Genomic DNA, 21,109 nt, shown 5'->3' with positions numbered 1-21,109 from the left:
TTGGCGGGCATGGGCCGGCGTGCTAGAGCCGGCAGCGTTCCAACGCAGGTTCCCCGCCAATGACGTCCCCTTCCGGGTTTTCCCCGACCGCCGGCGCGCCGCCGTTCTTCGCCGTGCGCATCGCGCTCGTCTTCTGCGCGCCGATGATGGTCAACGGCATCGCGCTGCCGTATTTTCCGGTCTGGCTCGAAACGCTCTCGATGAACGATTTCGAGATCGGCATCGTGCTGGCGGTGCCGCTCTTCATCCGTGTCTTCACCGCGCCGGTCGCCGGCGTCATCGCCGACCGGCTGGGCGAGCGCTCCATCGTGCTGTTGTGGTCGGGCGTGCTGTCGCTCTCCACCGCGCTTGCGCTGTTTGCGGCGGGCGGCTTCTGGCCGGTCCTTCTCCTCTACACCCTGCAGGGCGCGGTCTATTCGCCCTATGTGCCGATCACCGACGCCATCGCGCTTTCCGGCGTCAGACGCTGGAATTTCGACTATGCGCGGATGCGGCTGTGGGGCTCGCTCGCCTTCATCTTCGCCACCATGGCCGGCGGCTGGCTCGCCGGGCTCTACGGCGGGGGAATGGTGCTTCCGGCCATGGCCGCCGCGTTCGTGCTGACGGTCTTCGGCGCGCTGATCGTGCCGAAGATCGGCAAGCCGCGCCGGCCGTCGCCGATTGCCGCCATCGCCTCGGTGCCGGCGGGCGGCACGCTCCGCCAGCGCGACGTGCAGCTGATGCTGATCGGCGTCTCGCTGGTCAATGCCAGCCATGCCATGCTCTACGCCTTCTCGGTGATCTACTGGCGCAAGCTCGGCTTCAGCGGCACGGATATCGGCATCCTGTGGAGCGTCGGGGTCCTGGCCGAGGTGATCCTCTTCCTCTTCGCGGTGCGCCTGCGTCGCCGTTTCAGCCTGTGGTCGATGATGATCTTCGGCGCGATGATGGCGGTGGGCCGCTGGCTCGTCTTCCCGCTCGACATGGGCTTTGCCGGTTATTTCGCGCTGCAATGCGCGCACGCTTTCACCTTCGCGATCCTGCATGCGAGCGTGCAGAGCCGTCTCGTGGAGCGGGTGGCGGAAGAGCAGGAGGCGGCCGCGCAGGGCCTCTATTTCTTCTACACAGGCATCTTCATGGCGCTCGCCACCTTCGTCTCGGGCTATGCCTACAACTGGTACGGCGTGCACGGCTTCTACCTGATGTCGGCGATTGCCGCGGTGGGGCTCGCCTTCGTCGTCGCCGGGCGCGTTGCCGCGCTTGCGGCCGGCGATCAGCCCCAGAGGGCGGCTTCCGGCGGATAGACGTCGGAGCCGTCATAGTGGAGGCCCGGCACCCTGTCCTCCGCGAGCAGCAGCGGGCCGTCGAGGTCGACGAAATCGGCGTCCTGCGCCAAAAGCACGGCCGGCGCCATGCCGAGCGAGGTGCCGACCATGCAGCCGACCATCACCTTGAGGCCGTGCGCGCGCGCCGCCGCGCGCAGCGCCAGCGCTTCCGTCAGCCCGCCGGCCTTGTCGAGCTTGATGTTGATCGCGTCGTAGCGGTCGGCAAGGCCCGCCACGTCCTGCGTGCGGTGCACGCTCTCGTCGGCACAGACCGGGACCGGGCGCGCATGCCCGCGCAGCGCCGCGTCGTCGCCGGCCGGAAGCGGCTGCTCGACGAGGGCGACGCGCGTCTCCGCGCACAGCGCGAAATGATGGGCGAGGTTTTCCGGCCGCCAGCCCTCGTTGGCATCGACGATGATCGCGCTTTGCGGCGCCCCGGCGCGCACGGCCCTGAGGCGCGCAGCATCGTCCGGCGTGCCGACCTTGATCTTCAGGAGCGGCCGCCATGCCTCCGTGGCGGCCTGCCGCTCCATCGCCTCCGGCTCGCCGAGCGAGAGCGTGTAGGCGGTGACGAGCTTGTGCGGCGCCGCGGAGCCGAGCACCTGCCATGTCGGCACGCCCGATAGCTTGGCCTCGAGGTCCCAGAGCGCGCAATCGACGGCGTTGCGTGCGGCGCCCGCCGGCATGAGGTCGAGAAGGTCCTCCCGGCCGATACCGTCCTCGATCGCGCCGCGCATCGCCTCGATGAAGGCGAGCACGCCCTCGACCGATTCGCCGTAGCGGGCATAGGGCACGCATTCGCCGCGGCCGACGACGCCGGAGGCGCCGATGGTGCAGGTCACCACCTCGGCCTTCGTCTTGGCCCCGCGCGAAATGGTGAAGGTCCCGGCGATCGGGAAGGTTTCCGGGATGGCGAGAAGGCTTCGGCGCATGGGATCATCCTGACAGACCTCAAAAAAATCGAGGCGGGAAGGGAGCTTTTGCCGGTTCGTTCGGTGACAGACGGCCGGCGAGCCGGTAAGACAGGCGCATGTTGTCCCAAGCACGGGAAGATGCAAGAGACTTGACCGCCGCCGCCTCACCCGAGATCACGAGCGAGAGCCTGCCGGACAGGGACGGGGAGATCTGGCGTCTCTCCGGCCCCTGGATCAACACGACCGCCGTCGCCGCCGCCAAGCGCCTCGCGGACATGACGAAGGGCAACAAGGGCAAGGGCCCGCTCGAGATCGATCTTGCCGGCGTCAGCGAGATGGACACGTCCGGCGCCTGGCTCCTGCGCCGCGCCATCACCGAGCGGCAGGCCGGCGGGGCCGAGGTGAACGTCACCGACCGCCAGGGCGCACGCTATGCCGACCTCGTCGGCGCGCTGCCGGCCGAGCTTGCCGAACCGAACAGGGACAAGGCGAAGCGCGGCACGCTCTTCGAACGCCTCTTCACGCCGGTCGGCCGCATCATGGTCGACGTGTGGAACGACGCGGTCGCGGCCATGTTCATCCTCGGCTCGGCGGTGCGCGGGGCGCAGCTGAAGCTCGGCCGCAGGAGCGGCGTTTCTCCTGCCGCCATCGTGCACCAGATCGACCATATGGGCGTGCGCGCCGTGCCGATCATCCTGCTGATGTCCTTCCTCATCGGCGCGATCATCGCCCAGCAGGGCGCCTTCCAGCTCCGCTATTTCGGGGCGGAGGTCTTCGTCGTCGACCTCGTCGGCATCCTCCAGCTTCGCGAGGTGGGCGTGCTGCTCACCGCCATCATGATCGCCGGCCGCTCGGGCAGCGCGATCACCGCCGAGATCGGCTCGATGAAGATGCGTGAGGAGATCGACGCGCTGAAGGTGATGGGCCTCAGCCCCATCGGCGTCCTCGTCTTCCCGCGCCTCGTGGCGCTGACGGTGGCCCTGCCGCTCCTGACGATCCTCGCCAATTTCGCCGCGCTCGGCGGCGCGGCCTTCGTCGCCTGGTCCTATTCCGGCATCACCTTCGACACGTTCCAGTCGCGCCTTCGCGAGGCCATCGACCTTTCGACCGTGGTCTCGGGCATGATCAAGGCGCCCTTCATGGCGCTGATCATCGGCATCGTCGCCTCCGTGGAGGGCCTGAAGGTGGGCGGCAGCGCCGAATCGCTCGGCCGCCACGTCACGGCCGCCGTGGTGAAGGCGATCTTCGTCGTCATCCTCGTCGACGGCCTCTTCGCCATGTTCTACGCCGCCATCGATTTCTAGGGACGCATATGGATCCGGCTTTGGCAAAACAGGACGAGGTGGTGCTGTCGGTCAAGGACCTGACGGTGGGCTTCGGCAGCCATATCGTCCTCGACAGGCTCAACCTCGACATCTACCGCGGCGAGATCCTCGGCTTTGTCGGCGCCTCGGGCACGGGCAAGTCCGTGCTGATGCGCACGGTGCTGCGCCTCCTGCCGCGCCGCTCCGGCACGATCCGCATCTTCGGCACGGATTTCGACAAGGCGAGCGATGCCGAGCGCATGGCGCTGGACATGAAGCTCGGTGTCCTCTTCCAGCAGGGCGCGCTCTTCTCCTCGCTGACGGTGAAGGAGAATATCCAGGTGCCGATGCGCGAATATCTCGACCTGCCGCAGGCGATGATGGATGACCTCGCGCGGCTGAAGATCGAGCTGGTGGGCCTTGCGCCGGAGGCCGCGGACAAGTTCCCCTCCGAGCTTTCCGGCGGCATGATCAAGCGCGCGGCGCTTGCCCGGGCGCTGGCGCTCGACCCGGCGCTGGTCTTCCTCGACGAGCCGACCTCCGGCCTCGACCCGATCGGCGCTGCCGAATTCGACGAGCTGATCGCCAAACTGCGCGACACCCTCGGCCTCACCGTGTATATGGTGACTCACGATCTCGACAGCCTGTTTTCGGTGTGCGACCGCATCGCCGTGCTCGGGCAGAAGAAGGTTCTGGTCGAAGGCACGATCGAGGACATGCTGGCCTTCGACGATCCGTGGGTGCAGTCCTATTTCCAGGGCAAGCGCGCGCGATCGATCGTGCGAAAGACGTGAAGGACGAGCCGGGACCCGTTCGGCCCCGGCGAATGGAGCTGCGAGTACCGATATGGAAACGAAAGCCAACTACGCCCTCGTCGGCTTCTTCACCGTGCTGGTCATCGCGGCCGCCTTCTTCTTCGTCTACTGGATGTCGCAGTATGGGCGGGGCGGGGAGATGGCGCAGCTCGCCATCCGCATCCCGGGCTCGGCCAACGGCCTTTCCGTCGGCTCGCCGGTGCGCTTCAACGGCATCCCGGTCGGCTCCGTGCGCAGCCTTGCCATCGACAAGGACGACCCGCGCTTCTCCATCGCCATGACGGAGGTCTCCACCAGCGCGCCGGTCAAGAAATCCACCTCCGCCGTGCTGGAAGTGCAGGGGCTCACGGGCGCGGCCTATGTCGAGCTTTCCGGCGGAAAGGCGGACGATCCGAACATCCTGCGCCAGGCCTTCGACACCGACACGGCGGCCGTGCTGGACGCCGAGCAGTCGAGCGTGACGAACATCCTGTCCACCGCCGACAAGATCCTCAAGCGCGCCGATGCGGCGATCACCGATATCCAGGGCTTCGTCGCCGATGCGCGCGGGCCGCTGACCACGACGATCAGGAACGCCGAGCAGTTCTCCGGCTCGCTCGCCCGCAACGGCGAGAATATCGACCAGTTCCTGCAGAGTGTCGGCGGGCTTTCCGACACGTTCAAGAACCTTTCCGGCCGGCTCGACACGGTGCTCGCCTCGGTCGATTCGCTCGTCAAGGCGGTCGATCCGGAGAAGGTCGAGGATTTCGTCGGCAATGTCGACAAGGTCAGCAAGGACATCGCCGCCGCGTCCGGCGACGTGAAGACCACCATGGAGGGCTTCCGCAAGACCGCCGAGACCTTCAAGGCCTTCGGCGAGCGTGCGACGGCGACGCTTGACAAGGTGGACGGCCTCGTGGCCGCCGTCGACCAGCAGAAGGTCAGCGGCGCCATCGACAACATCTCCGTCGCCACCGCCGATGCGCGCAAGGCCATCGCCTCCGTCACGGGCGTTGCCAACAGCATCGGCGAGCGCCGGGAGGATATCGACCAGATCATCACCGACGCCAAGCAGATGGCCAACAAGCTGAACGCGGCCTCCTCGCGCGTCGACGGCGTGCTCGCCAAGCTCGACGGCTTCCTGGGCGAGGGCGATTCCGAAACGCTCTTCGCCGAGGCCAAGGCGACGCTGCAGTCCATCAAGCAGGCGGCCGACACGCTGAACGGGCGGATCGGCCCCATTGCCGACGGCCTGCAGCGCTTCTCGGGCTCGGGCCTTCGCGACGTCGAGGCGCTGGTGCTTGACACGCGCCGCACCATCCAGAACCTCGACAGCGCCATTTCCGGCTTCGAGCGCAACCCGCAGCGCCTGCTCTTCGGCGGCGAGACGGTCAAGCAGTACGACGGGCGCACCCGGCGCTGAGCCGCAAAGTGTGGCGCTATCCCCACAACGGGAAAGAGGCCGCCGACGCACGCGCATTTGTCCGCCCGGTGAGCGGTGACAGGCTGGCGTGCCGCTGCTACACAAGTGGCCTCAGGGTTCGAGGGATGACATGACGGTAACGGGTTTGGAGTTGTTGCGGAACGGGACGGCGGCGCGTGCCGCCCTCATCGCCGTTCTGGCGGCGACCCTTGCGGCCTGCGGCAGCGCGCCGGCGAAGAACGACACGTTCAATCTCTCCGCTGTTCCCGCCGTCGAGGGACCTTCGGCGAAGAACCGGCAGATCCTCGTGCCCCAGCCCTCGGCGCTCAAGGCGCTCGACGGCGACCAGATCGTCATCCGCCCGTCGCCCTCGGAAATCCAGTATCTCGCCAAGTCGCAGTGGAGCGACAGCCTCTCCAAGATGGTGCAGGCCAAGCTGGTGCAGGCCTTCGAGAATACCGGCCGCGTCGGCGGCGTCGGCATGCCGGGCCAGGGACTGGCGATCGACTACCAGATCGTGACGGATATCCGCGCCTTCGAGGTGCAGACCTCGGGCGCCGACACGGCCGTGGTGGAGATTTCCGCCAAGCTGCTCAACGACCGCAACGGCACCGTGCGGGCGCAAAAGGTCTTCCGCGCCGCCGTGCCGGTCCACGGCACCGGCAGCGTCGCCTTCGTGAAGGGGCTGGATGCGGCCTTCGCGACCGTCACCGCCGATATCGTCGGTTGGACGCTGAAGTCGATCTGACGGGTTCGAAGACTGCCCCTCATCCCGCTGCCGCGACCTTCTCCCCGCAAGCGGGGCGAAGGGAGTATGCCGTAATGGTTTCCCCAAAAATCGATGTCGATTTAGAGCAGGGCTTTGCATCTTGCCTCCTTCTCCCCGCTTGCGGGGAGAAGGTGCCGGCAGGCGGATGAGGGGCTATTCTCCGCGCACGCCCTGAATGGCCGAGACCTTCCAGTCGCCGCCGCCCTGGCGCACGAAGGTCCAGATTTCGACCGCTTCCGTGAGCCTGTCCGGATCGCCCGAGACGACGCGGCCGCTGTCACGCTCGCGCATCACGTCGATGCTCTCGTAGCGCATGGCGACGGTGGCGTAGTCGTCCGCGCCCTCCCGCCAGGCTTCCGCGACGTCACCCTGTACGAGATGGATGTCACGCACCTCGTTGCGCAGGCCCCTGGTGGCGTTGTCGCCGATCTCCTCGGCAAGGTAGGACATCGCCTCCGGCGTGGTGATCTGGCGCAGCGTGCGGAAATCCTCCGCCGCATAGGCTGCCTGCAATTCCTTCAGCAGGCTCTCGAACCGGTCGAGGTCGGCCTGCTTGATGCCGATCTCGTCGCCCGACTGCGGCTGCGATGCCGCCTGCCGCTGGCCGTCGCCGATGCGCGGGATCTCGAAATCGGAGCTGCCGTTCTGGTAGGGGCTGCGGGCGTTGCTTCGGGCATAGGCCGGCGCGCTCCGCTGGGCGAAGAGACGGCGCAGGAAGACGAAGAGGCCGGCGATGATCGCCACCTGCAGGATGAGCCCGAGGAAGCCGGCGCCGCCGCCGAAGCCATGGCCGAGCAGCATGCCGAAGAGGCCGCCGAACATCAGCCCGCCGAGGAGCGAGCCGCCGAAGCCGCCGAAAAGGCCCGGCCGCCCGCTGCCGAAGGGCGTGTTGCGGCCGGCCGAAGGCTGCGCGGACTGCTGGCGCGTCATCGTGCGGTCGATGGGCAAGGCCTCCGTCGGCGCCGTGCGCGTCGTGGACGGCATGGAGAAGGTGCGGCTGCCGCGGCTGCCGAAACCGCCGCCGGCGCGGCGGGCATCGGCGACATCCACCGTCGTCGCCACCGTCATCAGCGCTATCGCGAGCACCGCCATCACGCGCCCGAAACCATGTCTTCCCATCATGCCTGTCTCTCTTTCTCTGCCGCCCCGCGGGCGTGTCGAAAGGCATATAGAGGGCGGGGATGGGAATTTTAAGGTTTCGCATACGCGAAAGACGGCAGAGAGGGCGGTGGTAGAGATGCGGAGAGGGCGAAAAACAGAACGGCCGCCTCGAGGGGCGGCCGTCTTTGCCTCGGGGGCGGGCCTGCTCAGTTGAAGCGGCCGGCGGCGTGGGCGAGCATGGTGTAGACCTTGCCCGTGTCGGAGGTGAGGTAGGTCTGCGTCATCACCTTGTCGCGGTCGTTGCGGGCGACGTCGGCGAGCAGCTTCTCGAAGTCCGAGATGTAGCGGTCGACCGCGGTGCGGAACTCCGGCTCGCGCTCGTACTTGCGCTTGATCTCGTCGAAGGTCTGCTGGCCCTTCAGCGTGTAGAGGCGGCGCGTGAAGACGTCGCGCTCGCCGCGCTGGTAGCGGCGCCACAGGTCGACCGAAGCGTCGTGGTCGATGGCGCGGGCGATGTCGACCGACAGCGAGTTCAGCGATTCGACGACATGGCGCGGGTTGCGGGCGTCCGTTTGGCGGGCCGCCTGGGCTTCGCCGCGCGGCTGGCCGAAGTGGGCTTCCTCGCGCGAGACGGCGCCGCGCAGGAGATCGCGCATCCAGCCGCCTTCGCCGGCCGCCTTGGCGTCGGCCTCGGCGGGCAGGGGCTGCGCGCGCTGCGGCACGGTGGCCGTCGCCGCGCGCTCGATGCCGAGGCTGCCGCGCAGGGCCGGCTGCTCCTCGCGGCGCTGCTCGACGCGGGGCTGCTGCTGCACCGGCTGCTGGACGGCGGCAGCCGCGTGAGCGGCCGGCCGCGAGACTTCCAGCGCCGAGGACGACTTGCCGATGATGCCGGAAAGGTCCTGCAGGGCCTTGATCTGCTCGGAGACGGCGCGGCGCATCTGGGCCGCGTTCTCCTTGGCTTCCTCCGGCAGGTCGAAGGCGCCGCGCTTGAGTTCGCCGCGGGTCTGGTCGAGTTCCTTGCGGATCTCGCTCGCCGCGCGGCGGATTTCCTCGGTGGCGCCGGAGAACTTGCCGATGGCTTCTTCCACGGCCTCGCGCATCGCATCGCGCATGACGGCCGTGGCGGTCTCGGCCTTCTTGCCGGATTCGCCGAGCAGGCGGTCGACATCCGACAGCGAGGCGCCGACGCTGCCGCGCAGGCGGTTCGCCACTTCCTTCGTCCGCTCCTCGGCGCGCACGAAGGCGCCCTCGACGGACTGGCCCGCTTCCTCGCCGGCCTTGACCAGCGAATCCCGCAGCGTGCTGGCGGCGGCCTCGGCGCGCTTCTCGGTCTCGCCGAGGATGCGGCCGACTTCGGCGAACGAGCTCTGGATGCCGCCGCGCAGGTTGCCGGCGATCTGGTTCGAGCGTTCCTCGGCGCGGCTGAAGGCGCCTTCCACCATGCCTTCGAGCGACTGCATCGTCTTCTCGATCTCTTCCGAACGCTGGACGAGGCCGATGGAGAGCGAGCGCAGTGCGTCCTGGCGCTCCTCGAGCGTCGAGACGAGGTTGGACTGGGCGGCCGCGAGCAAGTCGGAGGCCTGCGACAGGATCTTCGAGTGATCCTCGAAGCGCCCGACGATGCCGCCGATCTGCGAGAGCGTGCCGGCGGAGATGTCGGAGAGGCGGTCGACCTTGCCTTCGAGCAGGCGCGAGGTGGTTGCGACCATGTCGGAGGCGCGCTCGGCCGAGTTGGTGAAGCGCTCGGCGGTGTTGGTCAGGCGGCCGTCGATGGCGCCGAGCGTCTGGCTGGCGGCGTCGACGATGCCGGCGATGGCGCCGTTGCTTTCCGAAAGGCGCTCGATCAGGCTTTCGACATTCGCCTGGAGGCCGCTTTCGATGGCGCGCATGGCGCCGGCGGCTTCTTCCGTGCGGCTGGTGATGGCGGCGAGCGTGTCGGCCGTGCGGGCGGAGATCGCGTTGATGAGCGCGGCGTTCTCGTTTCGCAGCCGGTCCGCGCTCTCGCGGGCGACACCGCTGATGCGCTCGGCGGCTTCGCGGCCGACGGCGGCATAGTCGTCGATGACCGGGCGGGCTTCCTCGTTGATGAGGCGCGAGAGTTCTTCCGTGCGGCTTGCCAGCATGGAGTTGAGCTCGCGCGTGCGCTCGTCGAGCGTCGAGCGGATCGAGGCGCCGCGCGTTTCCAGCGCCTTCTCGACATCGCCGAGGCCGGAGCGCAGCGACTGGGCGTGGTTTGCCAGCCGGCCTTCCGTTTCCGCAAAGCGGGCGACGGCGGAGGTGGTGGTTTCCTCGATGGCGCGGGTGAAGGCCTCGTTGCGGGACGAAAGGTTCTCGGCGAACTCTTCGCCGGTCTTGGCGATGGTCTCCGCGACGCGCTGGGCTTCCACGCCCATGTCCTGCGCCGCGCGCGAGACCGCGCCACGCAGCGAGGAGGAGAGGCTGGCGAATTCCTCGCCGGTCTTGGCGAGCGACTGGGCCGAACGGATCGCTTCGGCATCCATGTCCTGCGCGGCCTGCGAAACGGCTTCGCGCAGGGTCAGGGCGAGGCCGGCGGCCTTGCCGTCGATGGTGCGGTTGACGCTGTCGAGGCCGATGGTGAGGGCCTTGTCCATCGTGCCGAGGCGTTCCTCGATACGGCCGGTCTTCTCGTCGATGGTGGCGGCGATGCGCTCGGCGGCTTCGCCGGAGACGCGCTCGATGTCGCCGACGCGGCTGGCGAGCGTGCCGTCGATGCGGGCCGCAGCCGCGCCGGCGATGCGTTCGATCTCGCCGGCGCGCTCGGTGAGCGTGCCTTCGATGCGTTCCGCGGCTTCCCCCGTCACGCGCTGGATTTCGCCGAGGCGGCCGGAAAGCGCGCCTTCGATGCGGCTTGCGGCATCCGTGCTGACGCGCTCGATGTCGCCCACGCGGCCGGCAAGCGCGGCGGCGATGCGCGCCGTCGTCTCGTCGCCGATGCGGTCGACTTCGGCAATCGGGCGGGAGAGGGCGTCGGAGACGCGCAGCGACACGTCGCCGCCGACCCGGTCGAGATCGGCGAGACGCTCGGCGAGCGTATCGGAAATGCGCGAGGCGGCGGTGTCGACGATGCCGGAGACATTCTCGACGCTGTGCTCGATGCGGGCTTCCAGCTTGCCGAGGTTTTCCTCGAGCCGGCTGCCGGTCGTGTCGAAGCGGTTCGCCACGCTGTCGACCGTCTGCTCCATGCGGGCGCTGAAGGCGTCGGCGGCCTCGGCGATCTTGGTGGAGGTCTCGCCGAGGCGTTCGGCAACGGCGCCGGCGCTTTCGCGCACGCGCTGGTCGAGCAGGGCGGCGCTGCCGTCGATGGTGCGGCGCAGGTTCTCCTCGTGCTGCTCCAGCGACATTTCCAGCATGCCGGCGCTGGTGGCGATCGACGTGCCGATGGAGGTCGCCTGGTCGTTCAGCGTCTCGGTGATCTGGCTGCGGCCTTCGGCAATCGCCACGTTGATGGCGTTGATGCGGTCGTCGAGCGTGGCGCGGATCTGCTCGTGGGTCGAGACGAGCGAGCCGGCAAGCTCGGATGCGCGGCCCGAAAGGGCTTCCGCGATCTCGGCGGCGCGGCCGGAGAAGGCGTCGGCGAATTCGGCGGCCTGGCCGTGCAGGACGCCGCCGAGCTCGCGGCTGCCTTCGGTGAGCACGCTTTCCACGCGGTCGGCGGCCGTGTCGATGGCCGACTGCATGGCGCCGGCGCTGTTGGAGAGCACGGAGGCAAGGTTCGCCGTGCGGCCGGTGATGACCTCGTCGATCTGGCGGGCGGCGCCCGTCAGCGCGGTCTCGACGCGGCTTGCGGCCGAGCCGACCGACTGTTCGAGCTGGCTGCCGGTGTCGTTCAGCATGGACGAGAGGGCGGCGGTGCGCTCGGTGAGCGCGCTGTCGAGGCGGTTGTGGCTGGCGGCGATGGTCGAGGTGATCTCGTCGGCGCGGGCGCCGAGCGCTTCTTCCATGCGGGCCTGGGCGGCCTGGATGTCGGTGGCGATCGCCGTGCCGCGGCTGTCGAGCGCATCCACCAGGCGGCGCTCGCTGCCGGAAATGCTTTCGGCGAGCGCATCCGCGCGGGCGCCGAAGCCGTTCTCGATGCGGTCCTGCACCTCGGCAAGGCCCCCGAGCAGGGCGGCGGATTTTTCCGAAAGGACCGCGCCCATGCGCTCATGCGCGCCGCCGACGGCGTTGGTGATGGCGTCGGCATGGCCGGATACCGCGCTTTCCAGCACTTCCTGGCTGGTGGCGAGCGTCGTCGCCAGCGCGAAGGACTGGTCGGTCAGCGTGCTGCCGAGGCGGTCGATGCTAGTGGTGAGGATGCCGTCGATCGCCTCGCGGCCGCTGGCGACCGTCTCGTTGATGCGGGCAAGGCTTTCCATCAGCTTGGAATCGAGCGAGCCGGCGCGCTGGTCGAAGGCGTTGGCGAATTCCTCGACGCGCTGGTCGAAGGCGCCGGCGATCTGGCCGATGGTCGTCTGCAGGCGTTCGTCGAAGAAGCCGGAGCGCAGGTCGAGGTCCATGACCGTGTCGTCGGCGGCGTTCTTGAGGCTCTGGCGGAACTGCGCGCCCTTTTCGTCGAGGGCGGCGTTCATCGACTGGAGCACATGGTCGAGGCCGCTGGTGACGGCGTGCTGGCCGATGGACAGGCTCTCGCTGATCTCGCGGGTACGGGCGATCAGCGTCTCGTTGAGCTGCTTTGCGCGCTCGTTGAGGGCGGCGTTCAGCTTTTCGGTGTTGATGTCGAGCGAGGTGGCGCGCGTCTCGAACTGCTGGAGCAGGTCGCGGCCGCGCGAATCGAGGCTCTGCGTCAGATGTTCGAGCCGGGTGTCGAACTCGTTGGCGAGCGCCACGCCCGAGGAGCTGAGGGTCGACAGCAGGCTGTCGGTGCGGGCCGAAAGCATGGCGCCGATGGTCTGCGTCGCGCTGTCGGACTTTTCCATCAGCATGGCGGCGCGGGTGTCGAGCATGGAGGCGAAGGCCTCGCCCGAGGTCGCAAGGCGCGCCGTGATGCTCTCGCCGGCGCTCGCCAGCTCGTCCTTGAGCTGCTCGTGGGCGCCGGAAATGGAGGAGCGGATGCGCTCGGCATGGCTGACGATGGCCTCGCGCTCGGTGCCCAGTTCCTGCACCAGCGTGCGCACGCGCATTTCATTGTCGGAATAGCTGCGCTCGAGCGCGTTGACTTCCGAATGGACGAGGGTTTCGAGCTCCGTCGCGCGGGCGATGGTGCGCTCGATGCCTTCGTTCATGGCGGAAACTTCGCGGCGCACGGCCTGGCCGACGGACATGATGCGGTCGGTGGCGACGGTCTCCGGCTCGGAGAGGCGAAGGGCGACTTCCGCCATGGAGCGGGCGGCGCTGCGCAGTTCGTGCGCACGGGCGATCATGATCGCGAAGGCGAAGAACAGCATGATCGGCATGACGATGGCGACGACCATGCCGATGGCGCCGGGAAGGGCGAGAAGATCGGCGACCGAGCGGATCTGCCAGATCTGCGGGGCATAGAGCAGGTTGGCGACGCCGAGGCCGCCGACGATCCACAGGACCGAGGCGAGGATCGCCATGCGGACGGGGCCGCGCGAGGAGCGCATGTCGAGCGACTTGAGGATTGCCGCCGGCGCCTTTCGCGAGCCGTCGTTGGCCGGCGTGAAGGCGGGCGCCTTCGGGGCCGGTTCGGGGGCGAGGGTGCGCGGGGTCTCGCCGGAGGCCGGCTTTTCCTGCGTCTTGTTGGAACGGCTTGCAGGTTCAGACACGCGGGCCTCCGAAGCGCTGTTCTTCGCGGGCGTGTCCTTGACGGGTGTGTCGGGCGCCAGATCGTCGAAATCGATCTTCAATGCTTCTTCAAGGGCCTGGAAGGCCTTGTCGTCGATCGACTCGGTGGGCTTGTTCGTCGCCATGCGGATACGCCTCGTTACCATGTCCGGGAACGGTCTTCCTGCGCGCCGCCGCTGCTCAGCCGCATTGGAACCGTCCGGTTGGCGGCCGGTCTTGCTGCAAACCCTCATGGCAAGCAGCGTCCGGACCGCCGTTCATTCCAAATTCGCTCGATAAACCGAAACGGTGAAACGGTGTATCTCCGCGCACGGTTTATCCACCGGGACTACCCGGTCGTATCGTAGTGACACATTAGCCTGTATCACACAATTCATTGCCATCTCCCTTCGCCCGAAACTTAACAGGAAGTTAAAATCCGGCGATTCCGTATCGCGATGGAATGCTTGCGAAAATGGCAATTTTTCAGCCGTTAACCATAGTTTGCGATTCATGCCCATTTTGCGCCGTCTTTTAAGCGGATAGGCGCGCCGGCCACGCACAATGGCCCACCCCGCAACCGAAGGCACGGCACGCCCGCCGCATGCCCCGCGCGGGGCCGGCCTGCGTCACAACGAAACAAGCGGTCTTCGCAACGACAAGGATTATTGGCAAATGGCAGCGCTCAACATCGCCTTCGAGGCGCCGGACAATGCAAGCGGGGCCGGTCTTTCCGCCGGCCGGCCGATCGATTTCGACCATCTTGCCCGCCAGACGATGGGCGACAAGGCGCTGGAGCTGGAGGTGCTGCAGATGTTCGCGCGCCAGGCCCGCGAGAGCATGAAGGAACTGGCGGGTACGGAAGGCGCGGCCCGCGCGGCCGTCGCGCACCGTCTCAAGGGCTCGGCCCGGGCGGTCGGCGCCGATGCCATCGCCGCGGCCGCCGGGAGGCTGGAAGACAAGCCCGCGGACGCCGCCGCGCTTGCGGGCGTCGCGGCCAGCGTGGTCGAGGCGGAAAACTTCATCCTCAAGCTCTGCCGCTGACCGTCGCGCCGGGAAAAGCCGGCGGCGCGCCCGGGCCTGCAAGGGCCGGGCGGGCGCGCGATGTTGACTGGGGAGGGGTTTTGTTGGAAACAACCGCCGGAAAACCGGCGGCCGGCCACGCCCCCGCCGGTCAGTCTACGCCCGCACGGGCAGCCTCTAGGATCCGGAAGCCATCATGAGCAAACTCACCATCGTCGCCTTCGACGGCACGCGCCACGACCTCGATGTGGCAAACGGCACCACGGTCATGGAAAACGCCGTGCGCAACTCGGTGCCCGGCATCGAGGCCGAATGCGGCGGGGCCTGTGCCTGCGCGACCTGTCACGTCTATGTCGACGACGCCTGGAGCGCGGTCGTCGGCCCGCCGGAGGCGATGGAGGAGGACATGCTGGACTTCGCCTACGACGTGCGCCCCACCTCGCGGCTCTCCTGTCAGATCAAGATGTCGGATGCGCTGGACGGCCTCGTCGTGCATGTGCCGGAACGCCAGGCCTGACATCGTCCAGCCTTTCGTGACGTGACCGGCCGTCGCCGCCAAGGCGGCGGGCCCGTCCGTGCGCCGGAAGAACAGAACGGCGCGCTGGAAGTCTTTCCCGAAGAATAGATGGACAAAAAAAGAGCCTCGCCGGTCGGTCAGGACGAGCGAGGCCAGGAGGGCGCATCGCGGCAGGAGAGGGAGGAGACACCTGCTGCTTCTATTGGGACGCGCCAGGAGAACCTGTTGCAAACCATTACTGCGACTTCGGGAAGGAACGAACATCTTCCCGTTCAGTGTTGAAATGAAAATACGGTGATTTGCGGAATTGCGCTATCGCTAGAATTCACCAGTCATTTCACGCATGCGCTCCCGCATCGCGCCCGATCCGGTCCATCTGCATTAAGGGGATTTCAAGAAATACATGCGCGGCCGCGCGGCCTTACTGCGGCTTGCTCTTGAGGCGGTGGGTGAGGAGCCGCATCATGCGGTCGTTGAAGTTCTTCGATTCCACCTTGTCGAAGCGGGCCTGGTCGGCGTCGTGCTTCGATACGGCGTCGGCGGTCGCGCGGTCGACGCGGGCCTGCATGCGCTCGCAGTCGGCCTCCGGCGGCAGGCGCTTCAAGGTGCGCTCCAGCTCGCGGGCGTGGTTGCGCGCGATTTCGGCGTGGCGTTCCTCGTGGCGCTTGATATCGGCGGAAAGCGTGTCCCAGATGAGGGCGAGCGAGGGCGTTGCGCGCTTGCGGTTCTTCCAGCGCGGCAGGATGATCTTCGTCGAGAGCGTGACCTTCGCGTCGCCCACGGCGCAGCGGTTGCCGCGCTTCACATAGGTGACCGAGCCGCCCCACTTGATCTTGGTGGCGCCGGGATGGCGCGAGCCGTTGTGCATCATCACCGGGCCGCGCTTGCCCAGTTCCTCGTCGAGCTCGGCGGCCGTGTGCCCGCCGACGGAGAAATAGGCGAAGGACTTGGAGGTGATCGTCTCCGCGCGGGCGGACTGGAAAGCGAGGCAGGCGAGGGCACCCAGGGCACCAAGCGCCATCAGGCGGGCGACGGTCTTCATACGGGTCTGCATTCCTTTTGCCGCCGGGTCCTTGCGGCGGTGGGCCGGCGAGGAGGCCGGTTGAACTTCCGCCAACCTTGGGGCATAGGCTCGGCGAGCGCAACACCCTTTGCCGGGTGCTGGTTAACCGCCGAAGGAAACCGCCATGTTCTCGCCGTTCGATCCCTTTGACTGGAGGCTCGCCCATGGCCGGCATCTGGAGCTCGGCCCGCGCGGCCTCCTGATGGCCATCGTCAACGTCACGCCCGATTCCTTTTCCGACGGCGGACGGTTCGACAGTGCCGACCGGGCGGTCGCGCAGGCGATCCTCTGTCTGGAAGAGGGCGCCGCCATCGTCGATATCGGCGGGGAATCGACCCGGCCGGACGCCGCGCCCGTGACAGCCGCGGAGGAGCAGGACCGCATCCTTCCCGTCATCGAGGCGCTGGCCGGCACGACGGACGCCATCATCTCCGTCGACACCTACCGCGCCGAGACCGCGCGGCTTGCCGTTGCCGCCGGCGCGCACATCGTCAACGACGTGCACGGTCTCCAGCGCGAGCCCGGCATTGCGCGCGTCGCCGCCGAGACCGGCGCGGGGCTCTGCGTCATGCATACCGGCCGCGACCGCCGGAAGCTGCCCGACGTGGTGGAGGACCAGTATCTCTTCCTCGGCCGCTCGCTGGAGATCGCCCGCGAGGCGGGCGTTTCGCGAGAAGCCATGGTGCTCGATCCCGGCTTCGGCTTCGCCAAGGATACGGACGAGAATCTGGAGCTGATGGCGCGTTTCGGCGAGCTCTTCGGCTTCGGGCTGCCGCTTCTCGCCGGTACCTCGCGCAAGCGCTTCGTCGGGGCCGTCACCGGGCGCGATGCGGATGCGCGCGACGTGGGCACGGCCGCGACGACGGCGCTGCTTCGCGTTGCCGGCGCGGCGGTGTTCAGGGTGCACGATGTCGCAATCAACAGGGATGCGCTTGCCATGGCGGATGCTATGCTGGCGTCCGGGCGCAAGGTGAAGGCGCGCGAGACGCACGCCTGACGGCCAGCCAGACAGGACGAACCATGACCAACACCTATACGATCACGCTCAAGAACTGCGCCTTCTTCGCCCGCCACGGGCTGCACGACGCCGAGGAATTCCTCGGCCAGCGCTTCTTCGTCGATGCGGAACTCGACGTGCGCCCGGAGCGCCCGCTTTCCGACGACGATATCGAATCGACCGTCGACTACGGCGTCGCCTTCAAGGAGATCGAGAAGATCGTGCTCGGCCGGCGCCGCTACCTCATCGAGGCGGTGGCGCAGGAGATCGCCGTCGCGCTCTGCGCCCGCTTCCCGCAGATTTTTCGCGCACGGATTACGGTTCGCAAGCCGAGCGCGCCGGTTCCGGGCGTGCTCGACTATGTGCAGGTGACGGTCGACCATGCCGTCTGAGGTGTTTCGCCGGGCCGCGCTCGGCCTCGGCGGCAATATCGGCGATCCCGTCCGCGCCATGGCCGATGCCCTGCAGGCGCTCGACGGCCGGGCGGATTGCCGCGTCGCCGCCGTCTCGCGGCTCTATCGCACGCCGCCCTGGGGCAAGACGGACCAGGACTGGTTTTTCAACGCCTGCGCGCTGGTGGAGACGACACTTTCCCCCGAGGCGCTTCTGGATACCTGCCTCGGCATCGAGCGCGACATGAAGCGCGAGCGCAAGGAGCGCTGGGGACCGCGCACCATCGATATCGACGTCCTGACCTATGAGGGCGTGGCGCAGGCCGGCGGCCGGCTGGAGCTGCCGCATCCGCGCATGACCGGCCGCGGCTTCGTGCTGATGCCGCTCGCCGACATCGCGCCCCCGATGGAGGTCGAGGGACGCGCGGTGGCGGACTGGCTGAAGGAGGCGGATGTGGCGGGAATCGAGCCGGCGAGCGCCGGCCCGGAATGGTGGCGGGTTACTTGATCGAGCCGACCGCGATGTCGTCGAGATTGCGGTCGAGCGACAGGCCGATGACGGGAATCATCCGGCTTTCGACCTTCACCGAGATGGTGATGTTCATCTTGTTCTCGCTTTCGAGGCGAGCGATCATCGCGCCGTTGAGCTTCTGGCGGTTGATGCCGACGACGACCTTGTTGCCGGCGACCTGGCCGGAGGTGATGTCGAGGCCCTTGCCGGCCGCCCCGTCGAGGAACTTGCCCTTGTAGGTGCCGCCCGAGCGGGTGATCAGCGCGGACATCGGCTGCTTGAAGACGCCGACGCGGCAGAAGCCGTCGAGCTGGATGCCGGCATCCCTGGCGGCTGCCGGATCGCCCGTCAGGTTGCAGTTGAACTTGGTGCCCTTGTACTTGCCGGCGACGATCTCGCCGCTGCCCTGCCAGTTGCCGGCGACCTGATCGAAGAAGGCCTTGTCGCGCGAGCCCGCGGCGGCCGGAAGGGCGAAGGTAGTGGCTGCGAGGATGGCCGCTGCGGAAGCGCGGGCGATCAAAGAAGTGCGCGAATACATGAACGATCCTTGACGGGCGATGGCCATCTGGCCTGCTTTTCTGGCGAGAAGGTTTGCGCGAAAATGGTTAATGGACGGTTTCCCGCCGTGCCCGACCCGCAGGATTTGATATCGGCTCACGCCCGGAAAACCGGGGTGTTGCTGTGAGGTCACGCTTCGTCGCGCCGGCCGGCCGCCGAACCCGGCGCAAGGTCGCCGATGAAATCGCCGATGCCCGGCCGTTTCAGCGCGCGGAAGGGCATCGGCCGGCAGAGGTCCATGGCGGCGATGCCGATCCGCGCCGTCATCAGCCCGTTGATGACGCCTTCGCCGAGCCGCGCGGAGAGCTTTGAGGCAAGCCCGTGGCCGAGCACCTGCTGGACGAGGCTGTCGCCCATGGCGATCGACCCGGTGACGGCGAGATGGGCGATGACGTCGCGCATCAGCCGCAGCATGCCGATCTTGCCCGGATGTCCGCCGTAAAGCTCGGCCATGGCGCGCACCAGCCGGCTGCTTTCGAAGATCACGTAGCCGAGGTCGACGAGCGCGCGCGGGCTGACGGCGGTGACGATGGAGACGCGCTTGGCCGCGCCGAGGATGAGGGCGCGGGCCTCACGGTCGAGCGGGGCCATGAGCTCGCGTTCGGCGAGGTCGACGAGCTGGGCGGCGTCGATGATCTCGCCCTCCGTCTCGGCGAGCCGCGCCCGGCCGCGCGCCGTCTGCGGGCGGGCGGCGAGGAGGTGGACGAGGCGGGCGACGATGGCGCGGCCGACGGCCGGCGAGGGCGAGGCCGCCGCGTCCGCGATATCGCGCTTGAGGTCCTGCACGGCGGCAAGGCCGCGAAGGCCGGAAAGTTCGCGCACGACGAGGCCGAGGAGCGCCAGCACCGCGACGGCCGCGGCCGCCAGCGCCAGATAGCCGAGCCAGTCGTTGCGGCTGAAGAGGTCGCGGATCAGCGCATCCACCCACAGGCCGACGGCGAGCGAGACGAGGAGGCCGAGCGCGCCTGTCGCGATTCGCCCGAGCGTCAGGCGGCGCGGGCGGGGCGTCGCCACCGGCGGCACGAGGTCCGGCAGGCCGGCGGTCGTCGCGATGAACGGATCCTCCGCATCCGGCGTCAGCGTCACCGCGTCCTCGAAGGCGGCGGGGCGGCGGGGCTCTTTTTCAGGTGCGTCGGGGGAGAGCGAGAAGGCGGCGGGCCTGCGCGGACGGTCGGTCATGCGAGCCGGTCTCCGATGAGATATTGCAGCGCGCGGTCGAGGCGGATGTGCGGCACCGACAGCTTCAGGCCGCCGCCGGTCTCCTCGATATGCGGCGGGCGGAAGCGCACGAAGTTGAGGAGCGGCGGATCGCCTTCGGAATGCGATTCAAGTTCCTGAAAAAGCGAGTCCGGATTCTTCGGCAAGTCACCGGGAAATATGGCGGTTTTCCTCTCGCCGTCGAAGGTCTCGCCGTCGATCGTCTCGCCCGCCATCGGCGTTCCGACGATGACCGGCAGGTCCTCGCCGTCGTGCTTGACGGTCGCCTCGCGGGTGGCGCGCACGGAGGCGAGCGCCATCACCTCGATGCCCGCCCCGCTCATGCCGATGCGCTCGATGGCCCGCTCGACGAGCCGGCGCGTGACGGCCTCCAGCCGCGGATGGCTCTCGTGGTGCAGGTGGTCCGCCTTGGTGGCGGCGATCACGATGCGGTCGATGCGCCTGGTGACGAGTGAGGAGAGGAAGCCGTTGGTGCCGGCGCGGAAACAGTCGAGCACGTCGCCGAGCGCGCGTTCGAGGTCGTGCACGGCCTCCGCGCCGCGGTTGATCGCCTGGAGCGCGTCGATCAGCACGATCTGCCGGTCGAGGCGGGCGAAATGCTCGCGGAAGAAGGGGCGCACGACATGGGTCTTGTAGGCCTCGTAGCGGCGCTCCATCATCGCGTGCAGCGAGCCCCGGGCCGGTTTTCCCTCCGGCAGGCCCGGCAGCGGCGCGAAGGTGAGGGCGGGCGAGCCTTCGAGGTCGCCTGGCATCAGGAAGCGGCCGGGTGGCAGGGTGGAGAGCGAGCGTTCGTCGGACTTGCAGGCCTTGAGGTAGGCGGTGAAGCTCTCCGCAAGGGAACGCGCCGTCGCCTCCTCGGCCGCGGCGGCGGGATCGACGGTGGCGGAAAGGGCGAGCCAGTCGCGGGCAAGCTCGGCGCGGATGCCGGAGCCGGCGAGCGACACGGTGTTTTCGCTGAACGTGCGGAAATCCTGCCCGAGCAGCGGCAGGTCGAGCAGCCATTCGCCGGGATAGTCGACGATATCGATGGAAAGGCGCCCCGGCGAGAACATCCGGTTCCAGCCGGAGGCGCTTTCGTAGTCGAGCGTGATGCGCAACTGCGAGATGGCGCGGGTCGAATCCGGCCAGAGCCGGTCGGCGACGAGGGCGCGGATATGATCCTCGTACTGGAAGCGCGGCACGGCATCGTCCGGCTGCGGCTCCAGCCTGATCTTCGAGACGCGGCCCGAGCGCACCGCTTCGAGCAGCGGCAGGCGCCCGCCGTTGAGGAGATTGTGCACGAGGGAGGAGATGAAGACCGTCTTGCCGGCGCGCGAAAGGCCCGTCACGCCGAGGCGGATCGACGGGTTGACGAGGCCGGCGGCGCGCCCGGCGAGCGTATCGAGCGCCAGCAGGGCGTCGTCTGTGAGAGTGGTCAGGCTAGGCGGCACGGTCTCTTTCCAGCATCGAAGGCGATATAGGAAGCGCGGTCCGGCG

General features: G+C 68.2%; 17 protein-coding genes. 10 read left to right on the top strand and 7 right to left on the bottom strand.

The genetic code is table 11. The features are described from left to right. Positions 1 to 59: 59 nt before the first annotated feature. Positions 60 to 1,283: an MFS transporter gene (locus ACZ5TO_RS08780; protein ID WP_184141355.1), complete on the top strand. Its 1,224-nt coding sequence runs from the start codon at positions 60 to 62 to the stop codon at positions 1,281 to 1,283. Here ACZ5TO_RS08780 and dgcA read toward each other — a convergent pair. After that, complete coding sequence (dgcA, locus tag ACZ5TO_RS08775; protein ID WP_464800232.1) at positions 1,253 to 2,236, bottom strand: N-acetyl-D-Glu racemase DgcA; 984 nt, start codon at positions 2,234 to 2,236, stop codon at positions 1,253 to 1,255. The two genes, ACZ5TO_RS08780 and dgcA, sit on opposite strands and share 31 nt — an antisense overlap. Positions 2,237 to 2,334: 98 nt before the next feature. Between dgcA and ACZ5TO_RS08770 the strand changes: the two genes are divergently transcribed. The 4 genes from ACZ5TO_RS08770 to ACZ5TO_RS08755 all read left to right on the top strand — a co-directional run bounded on the left by ACZ5TO_RS08770 (position 2,335) and on the right by ACZ5TO_RS08755 (position 6,487). Beyond that, the gene (locus tag ACZ5TO_RS08770; RefSeq protein WP_464800231.1) at positions 2,335 to 3,522 is read left to right on the top strand and encodes an ABC transporter permease; all 1,188 of its coding nucleotides are present in this window, start codon (positions 2,335 to 2,337) and stop codon (positions 3,520 to 3,522) included. Positions 3,523 to 3,542: 20 nt separating this feature from the next. After that, a complete protein-coding gene (locus ACZ5TO_RS08765) occupies positions 3,543 to 4,316 on the top strand; it encodes an ABC transporter ATP-binding protein (protein WP_464800230.1) in 774 nt (257 codons plus the stop codon). Positions 4,317 to 4,368: 52 nt separating this feature from the next. After that, positions 4,369 to 5,739 (top strand): MlaD family protein, encoded by a 1,371-nt coding sequence (locus tag ACZ5TO_RS08760; protein WP_464800229.1) that lies wholly within the window; start codon positions 4,369 to 4,371, stop codon positions 5,737 to 5,739. A gap of 130 nt (positions 5,740 to 5,869) precedes the next feature. Further along, a complete protein-coding gene (locus tag ACZ5TO_RS08755; protein WP_464800228.1) occupies positions 5,870 to 6,487 on the top strand; it encodes an ABC-type transport auxiliary lipoprotein family protein in 618 nt (205 codons plus the stop codon). Between the two features lie 174 nt (positions 6,488 to 6,661). Here the strand turns inward: ACZ5TO_RS08755 and ACZ5TO_RS08750 are convergent, their stop codons facing one another. Next, complete coding sequence (locus ACZ5TO_RS08750; protein WP_464800359.1) at positions 6,662 to 7,627, bottom strand: Tim44 domain-containing protein; 966 nt, start codon at positions 7,625 to 7,627, stop codon at positions 6,662 to 6,664. Between the two features lie 188 nt (positions 7,628 to 7,815). Continuing rightward, on the bottom strand, positions 7,816 to 13,500 hold the full coding sequence (locus ACZ5TO_RS08745) for an apolipoprotein A-IV repeat region-like domain-containing protein (protein WP_464800358.1): 5,685 nt from the start codon (positions 13,498 to 13,500) through the stop codon (positions 7,816 to 7,818). A gap of 529 nt (positions 13,501 to 14,029) precedes the next feature. Here ACZ5TO_RS08745 and ACZ5TO_RS08740 point away from each other — a divergent pair. Beyond that, the gene (locus tag ACZ5TO_RS08740) at positions 14,030 to 14,398 is read left to right on the top strand and encodes an Hpt domain-containing protein (protein ID WP_184141366.1); all 369 of its coding nucleotides are present in this window, start codon (positions 14,030 to 14,032) and stop codon (positions 14,396 to 14,398) included. A 175-nt stretch (positions 14,399 to 14,573) separates the two neighbouring features. Next, a complete protein-coding gene (locus ACZ5TO_RS08735) occupies positions 14,574 to 14,894 on the top strand; it encodes a 2Fe-2S iron-sulfur cluster-binding protein (protein WP_464800227.1) in 321 nt (106 codons plus the stop codon). Positions 14,895 to 15,315: 421 nt separating this feature from the next. On the opposite strand, the gene ACZ5TO_RS08730 is transcribed toward ACZ5TO_RS08735, so the two are convergent. Then, positions 15,316 to 15,948, bottom strand: a complete 633-nt coding sequence (locus ACZ5TO_RS08730; RefSeq protein ID WP_464800226.1) for a DUF922 domain-containing Zn-dependent protease — start codon at positions 15,946 to 15,948, stop codon at positions 15,316 to 15,318. 133 nt (positions 15,949 to 16,081) lie between these two features. Between ACZ5TO_RS08730 and folP the strand changes: the two genes are divergently transcribed. The 3 genes from folP to folK are packed head-to-tail and all read left to right on the top strand — an operon-like array spanning position 16,082 to position 17,854. Next, positions 16,082 to 16,954, top strand: coding sequence for a dihydropteroate synthase (gene folP, locus ACZ5TO_RS08725; protein ID WP_464800225.1), 873 nt, complete (start codon positions 16,082 to 16,084; stop codon positions 16,952 to 16,954). Between the two features lie 23 nt (positions 16,955 to 16,977). Then, entirely contained in the window at positions 16,978 to 17,346 is a 369-nt protein-coding gene (gene folB / locus ACZ5TO_RS08720) for a dihydroneopterin aldolase (protein WP_464800224.1), read from the top strand. Further along, positions 17,336 to 17,854: a 2-amino-4-hydroxy-6-hydroxymethyldihydropteridine diphosphokinase gene (folK, locus tag ACZ5TO_RS08715; protein ID WP_464800223.1), complete on the top strand. Its 519-nt coding sequence runs from the start codon at positions 17,336 to 17,338 to the stop codon at positions 17,852 to 17,854. Before folB ends, folK begins: the two co-directional genes overlap by 11 nt. On the opposite strand, the gene ACZ5TO_RS08710 is transcribed toward folK, so the two are convergent. From ACZ5TO_RS08710 to ACZ5TO_RS08700, 3 genes are all read right to left on the bottom strand, one after another. Next, positions 17,847 to 18,395: a hypothetical protein gene (locus tag ACZ5TO_RS08710; protein ID WP_184141377.1), complete on the bottom strand. Its 549-nt coding sequence runs from the start codon at positions 18,393 to 18,395 to the stop codon at positions 17,847 to 17,849. The genes folK and ACZ5TO_RS08710 overlap by 8 nt on opposite strands. Positions 18,396 to 18,544: 149 nt before the next feature. Further along, the gene (locus ACZ5TO_RS08705; RefSeq protein WP_464800222.1) at positions 18,545 to 19,594 is read right to left on the bottom strand and encodes a YcjF family protein; all 1,050 of its coding nucleotides are present in this window, start codon (positions 19,592 to 19,594) and stop codon (positions 18,545 to 18,547) included. Then, a complete protein-coding gene (locus tag ACZ5TO_RS08700) occupies positions 19,591 to 21,063 on the bottom strand; it encodes a YcjX family GTP-binding protein (RefSeq protein ID WP_464800221.1) in 1,473 nt (490 codons plus the stop codon). The genes ACZ5TO_RS08705 and ACZ5TO_RS08700 overlap by 4 nt, the downstream gene beginning before the upstream one ends. Positions 21,064 to 21,109 lie beyond the last annotated feature (46 nt).

The sequence above is a fragment of the Shinella sp. Sh6 genome, from assembly GCF_055392685.1.
Note: the sequence above shows the minus strand (reverse complement) of the source record. Positions and strands in the feature narration are given on the sequence as shown.

Bases quoted from the DNA above. Each gene is read 5' to 3' on its own strand.
- ACZ5TO_RS08705 (WP_464800222.1), bottom strand. From the start codon at position 19,594: ATGACCGACCGTCCGCGCAGGCCCGCCGCCTTCTCGCTCTCCCCCGAC.
- ACZ5TO_RS08770 (WP_464800231.1), top strand. From the start codon at position 2,335: ATGTTGTCCCAAGCACGGGAAGATGCAAGAGACTTGACCGCCGCCGCC.
- ACZ5TO_RS08745 (WP_464800358.1), bottom strand. From the start codon at position 13,500: ATGGCGACGAACAAGCCCACCGAGTCGATCGACGACAAGGCCTTCCAG.
- ACZ5TO_RS08780 (WP_184141355.1), top strand. From the start codon at position 60: ATGACGTCCCCTTCCGGGTTTTCCCCGACCGCCGGCGCGCCGCCGTTC.
- ACZ5TO_RS08710 (WP_184141377.1), bottom strand. From the start codon at position 18,395: ATGTATTCGCGCACTTCTTTGATCGCCCGCGCTTCCGCAGCGGCCATC.
- ACZ5TO_RS08735 (WP_464800227.1), top strand. From the start codon at position 14,574: ATGAGCAAACTCACCATCGTCGCCTTCGACGGCACGCGCCACGACCTC.
- ACZ5TO_RS08750 (WP_464800359.1), bottom strand. From the start codon at position 7,627: ATGGGAAGACATGGTTTCGGGCGCGTGATGGCGGTGCTCGCGATAGCG.
- folP (WP_464800225.1), top strand. From the start codon at position 16,082: ATGTTCTCGCCGTTCGATCCCTTTGACTGGAGGCTCGCCCATGGCCGG.
- folK (WP_464800223.1), top strand. From the start codon at position 17,336: ATGCCGTCTGAGGTGTTTCGCCGGGCCGCGCTCGGCCTCGGCGGCAAT.
- dgcA (WP_464800232.1), bottom strand. From the start codon at position 2,236: ATGCGCCGAAGCCTTCTCGCCATCCCGGAAACCTTCCCGATCGCCGGG.
- ACZ5TO_RS08760 (WP_464800229.1), top strand. From the start codon at position 4,369: ATGGAAACGAAAGCCAACTACGCCCTCGTCGGCTTCTTCACCGTGCTG.
- ACZ5TO_RS08755 (WP_464800228.1), top strand. From the start codon at position 5,870: ATGACGGTAACGGGTTTGGAGTTGTTGCGGAACGGGACGGCGGCGCGT.
- ACZ5TO_RS08740 (WP_184141366.1), top strand. From the start codon at position 14,030: ATGGCAGCGCTCAACATCGCCTTCGAGGCGCCGGACAATGCAAGCGGG.
- ACZ5TO_RS08730 (WP_464800226.1), bottom strand. From the start codon at position 15,948: ATGCAGACCCGTATGAAGACCGTCGCCCGCCTGATGGCGCTTGGTGCC.
- folB (WP_464800224.1), top strand. From the start codon at position 16,978: ATGACCAACACCTATACGATCACGCTCAAGAACTGCGCCTTCTTCGCC.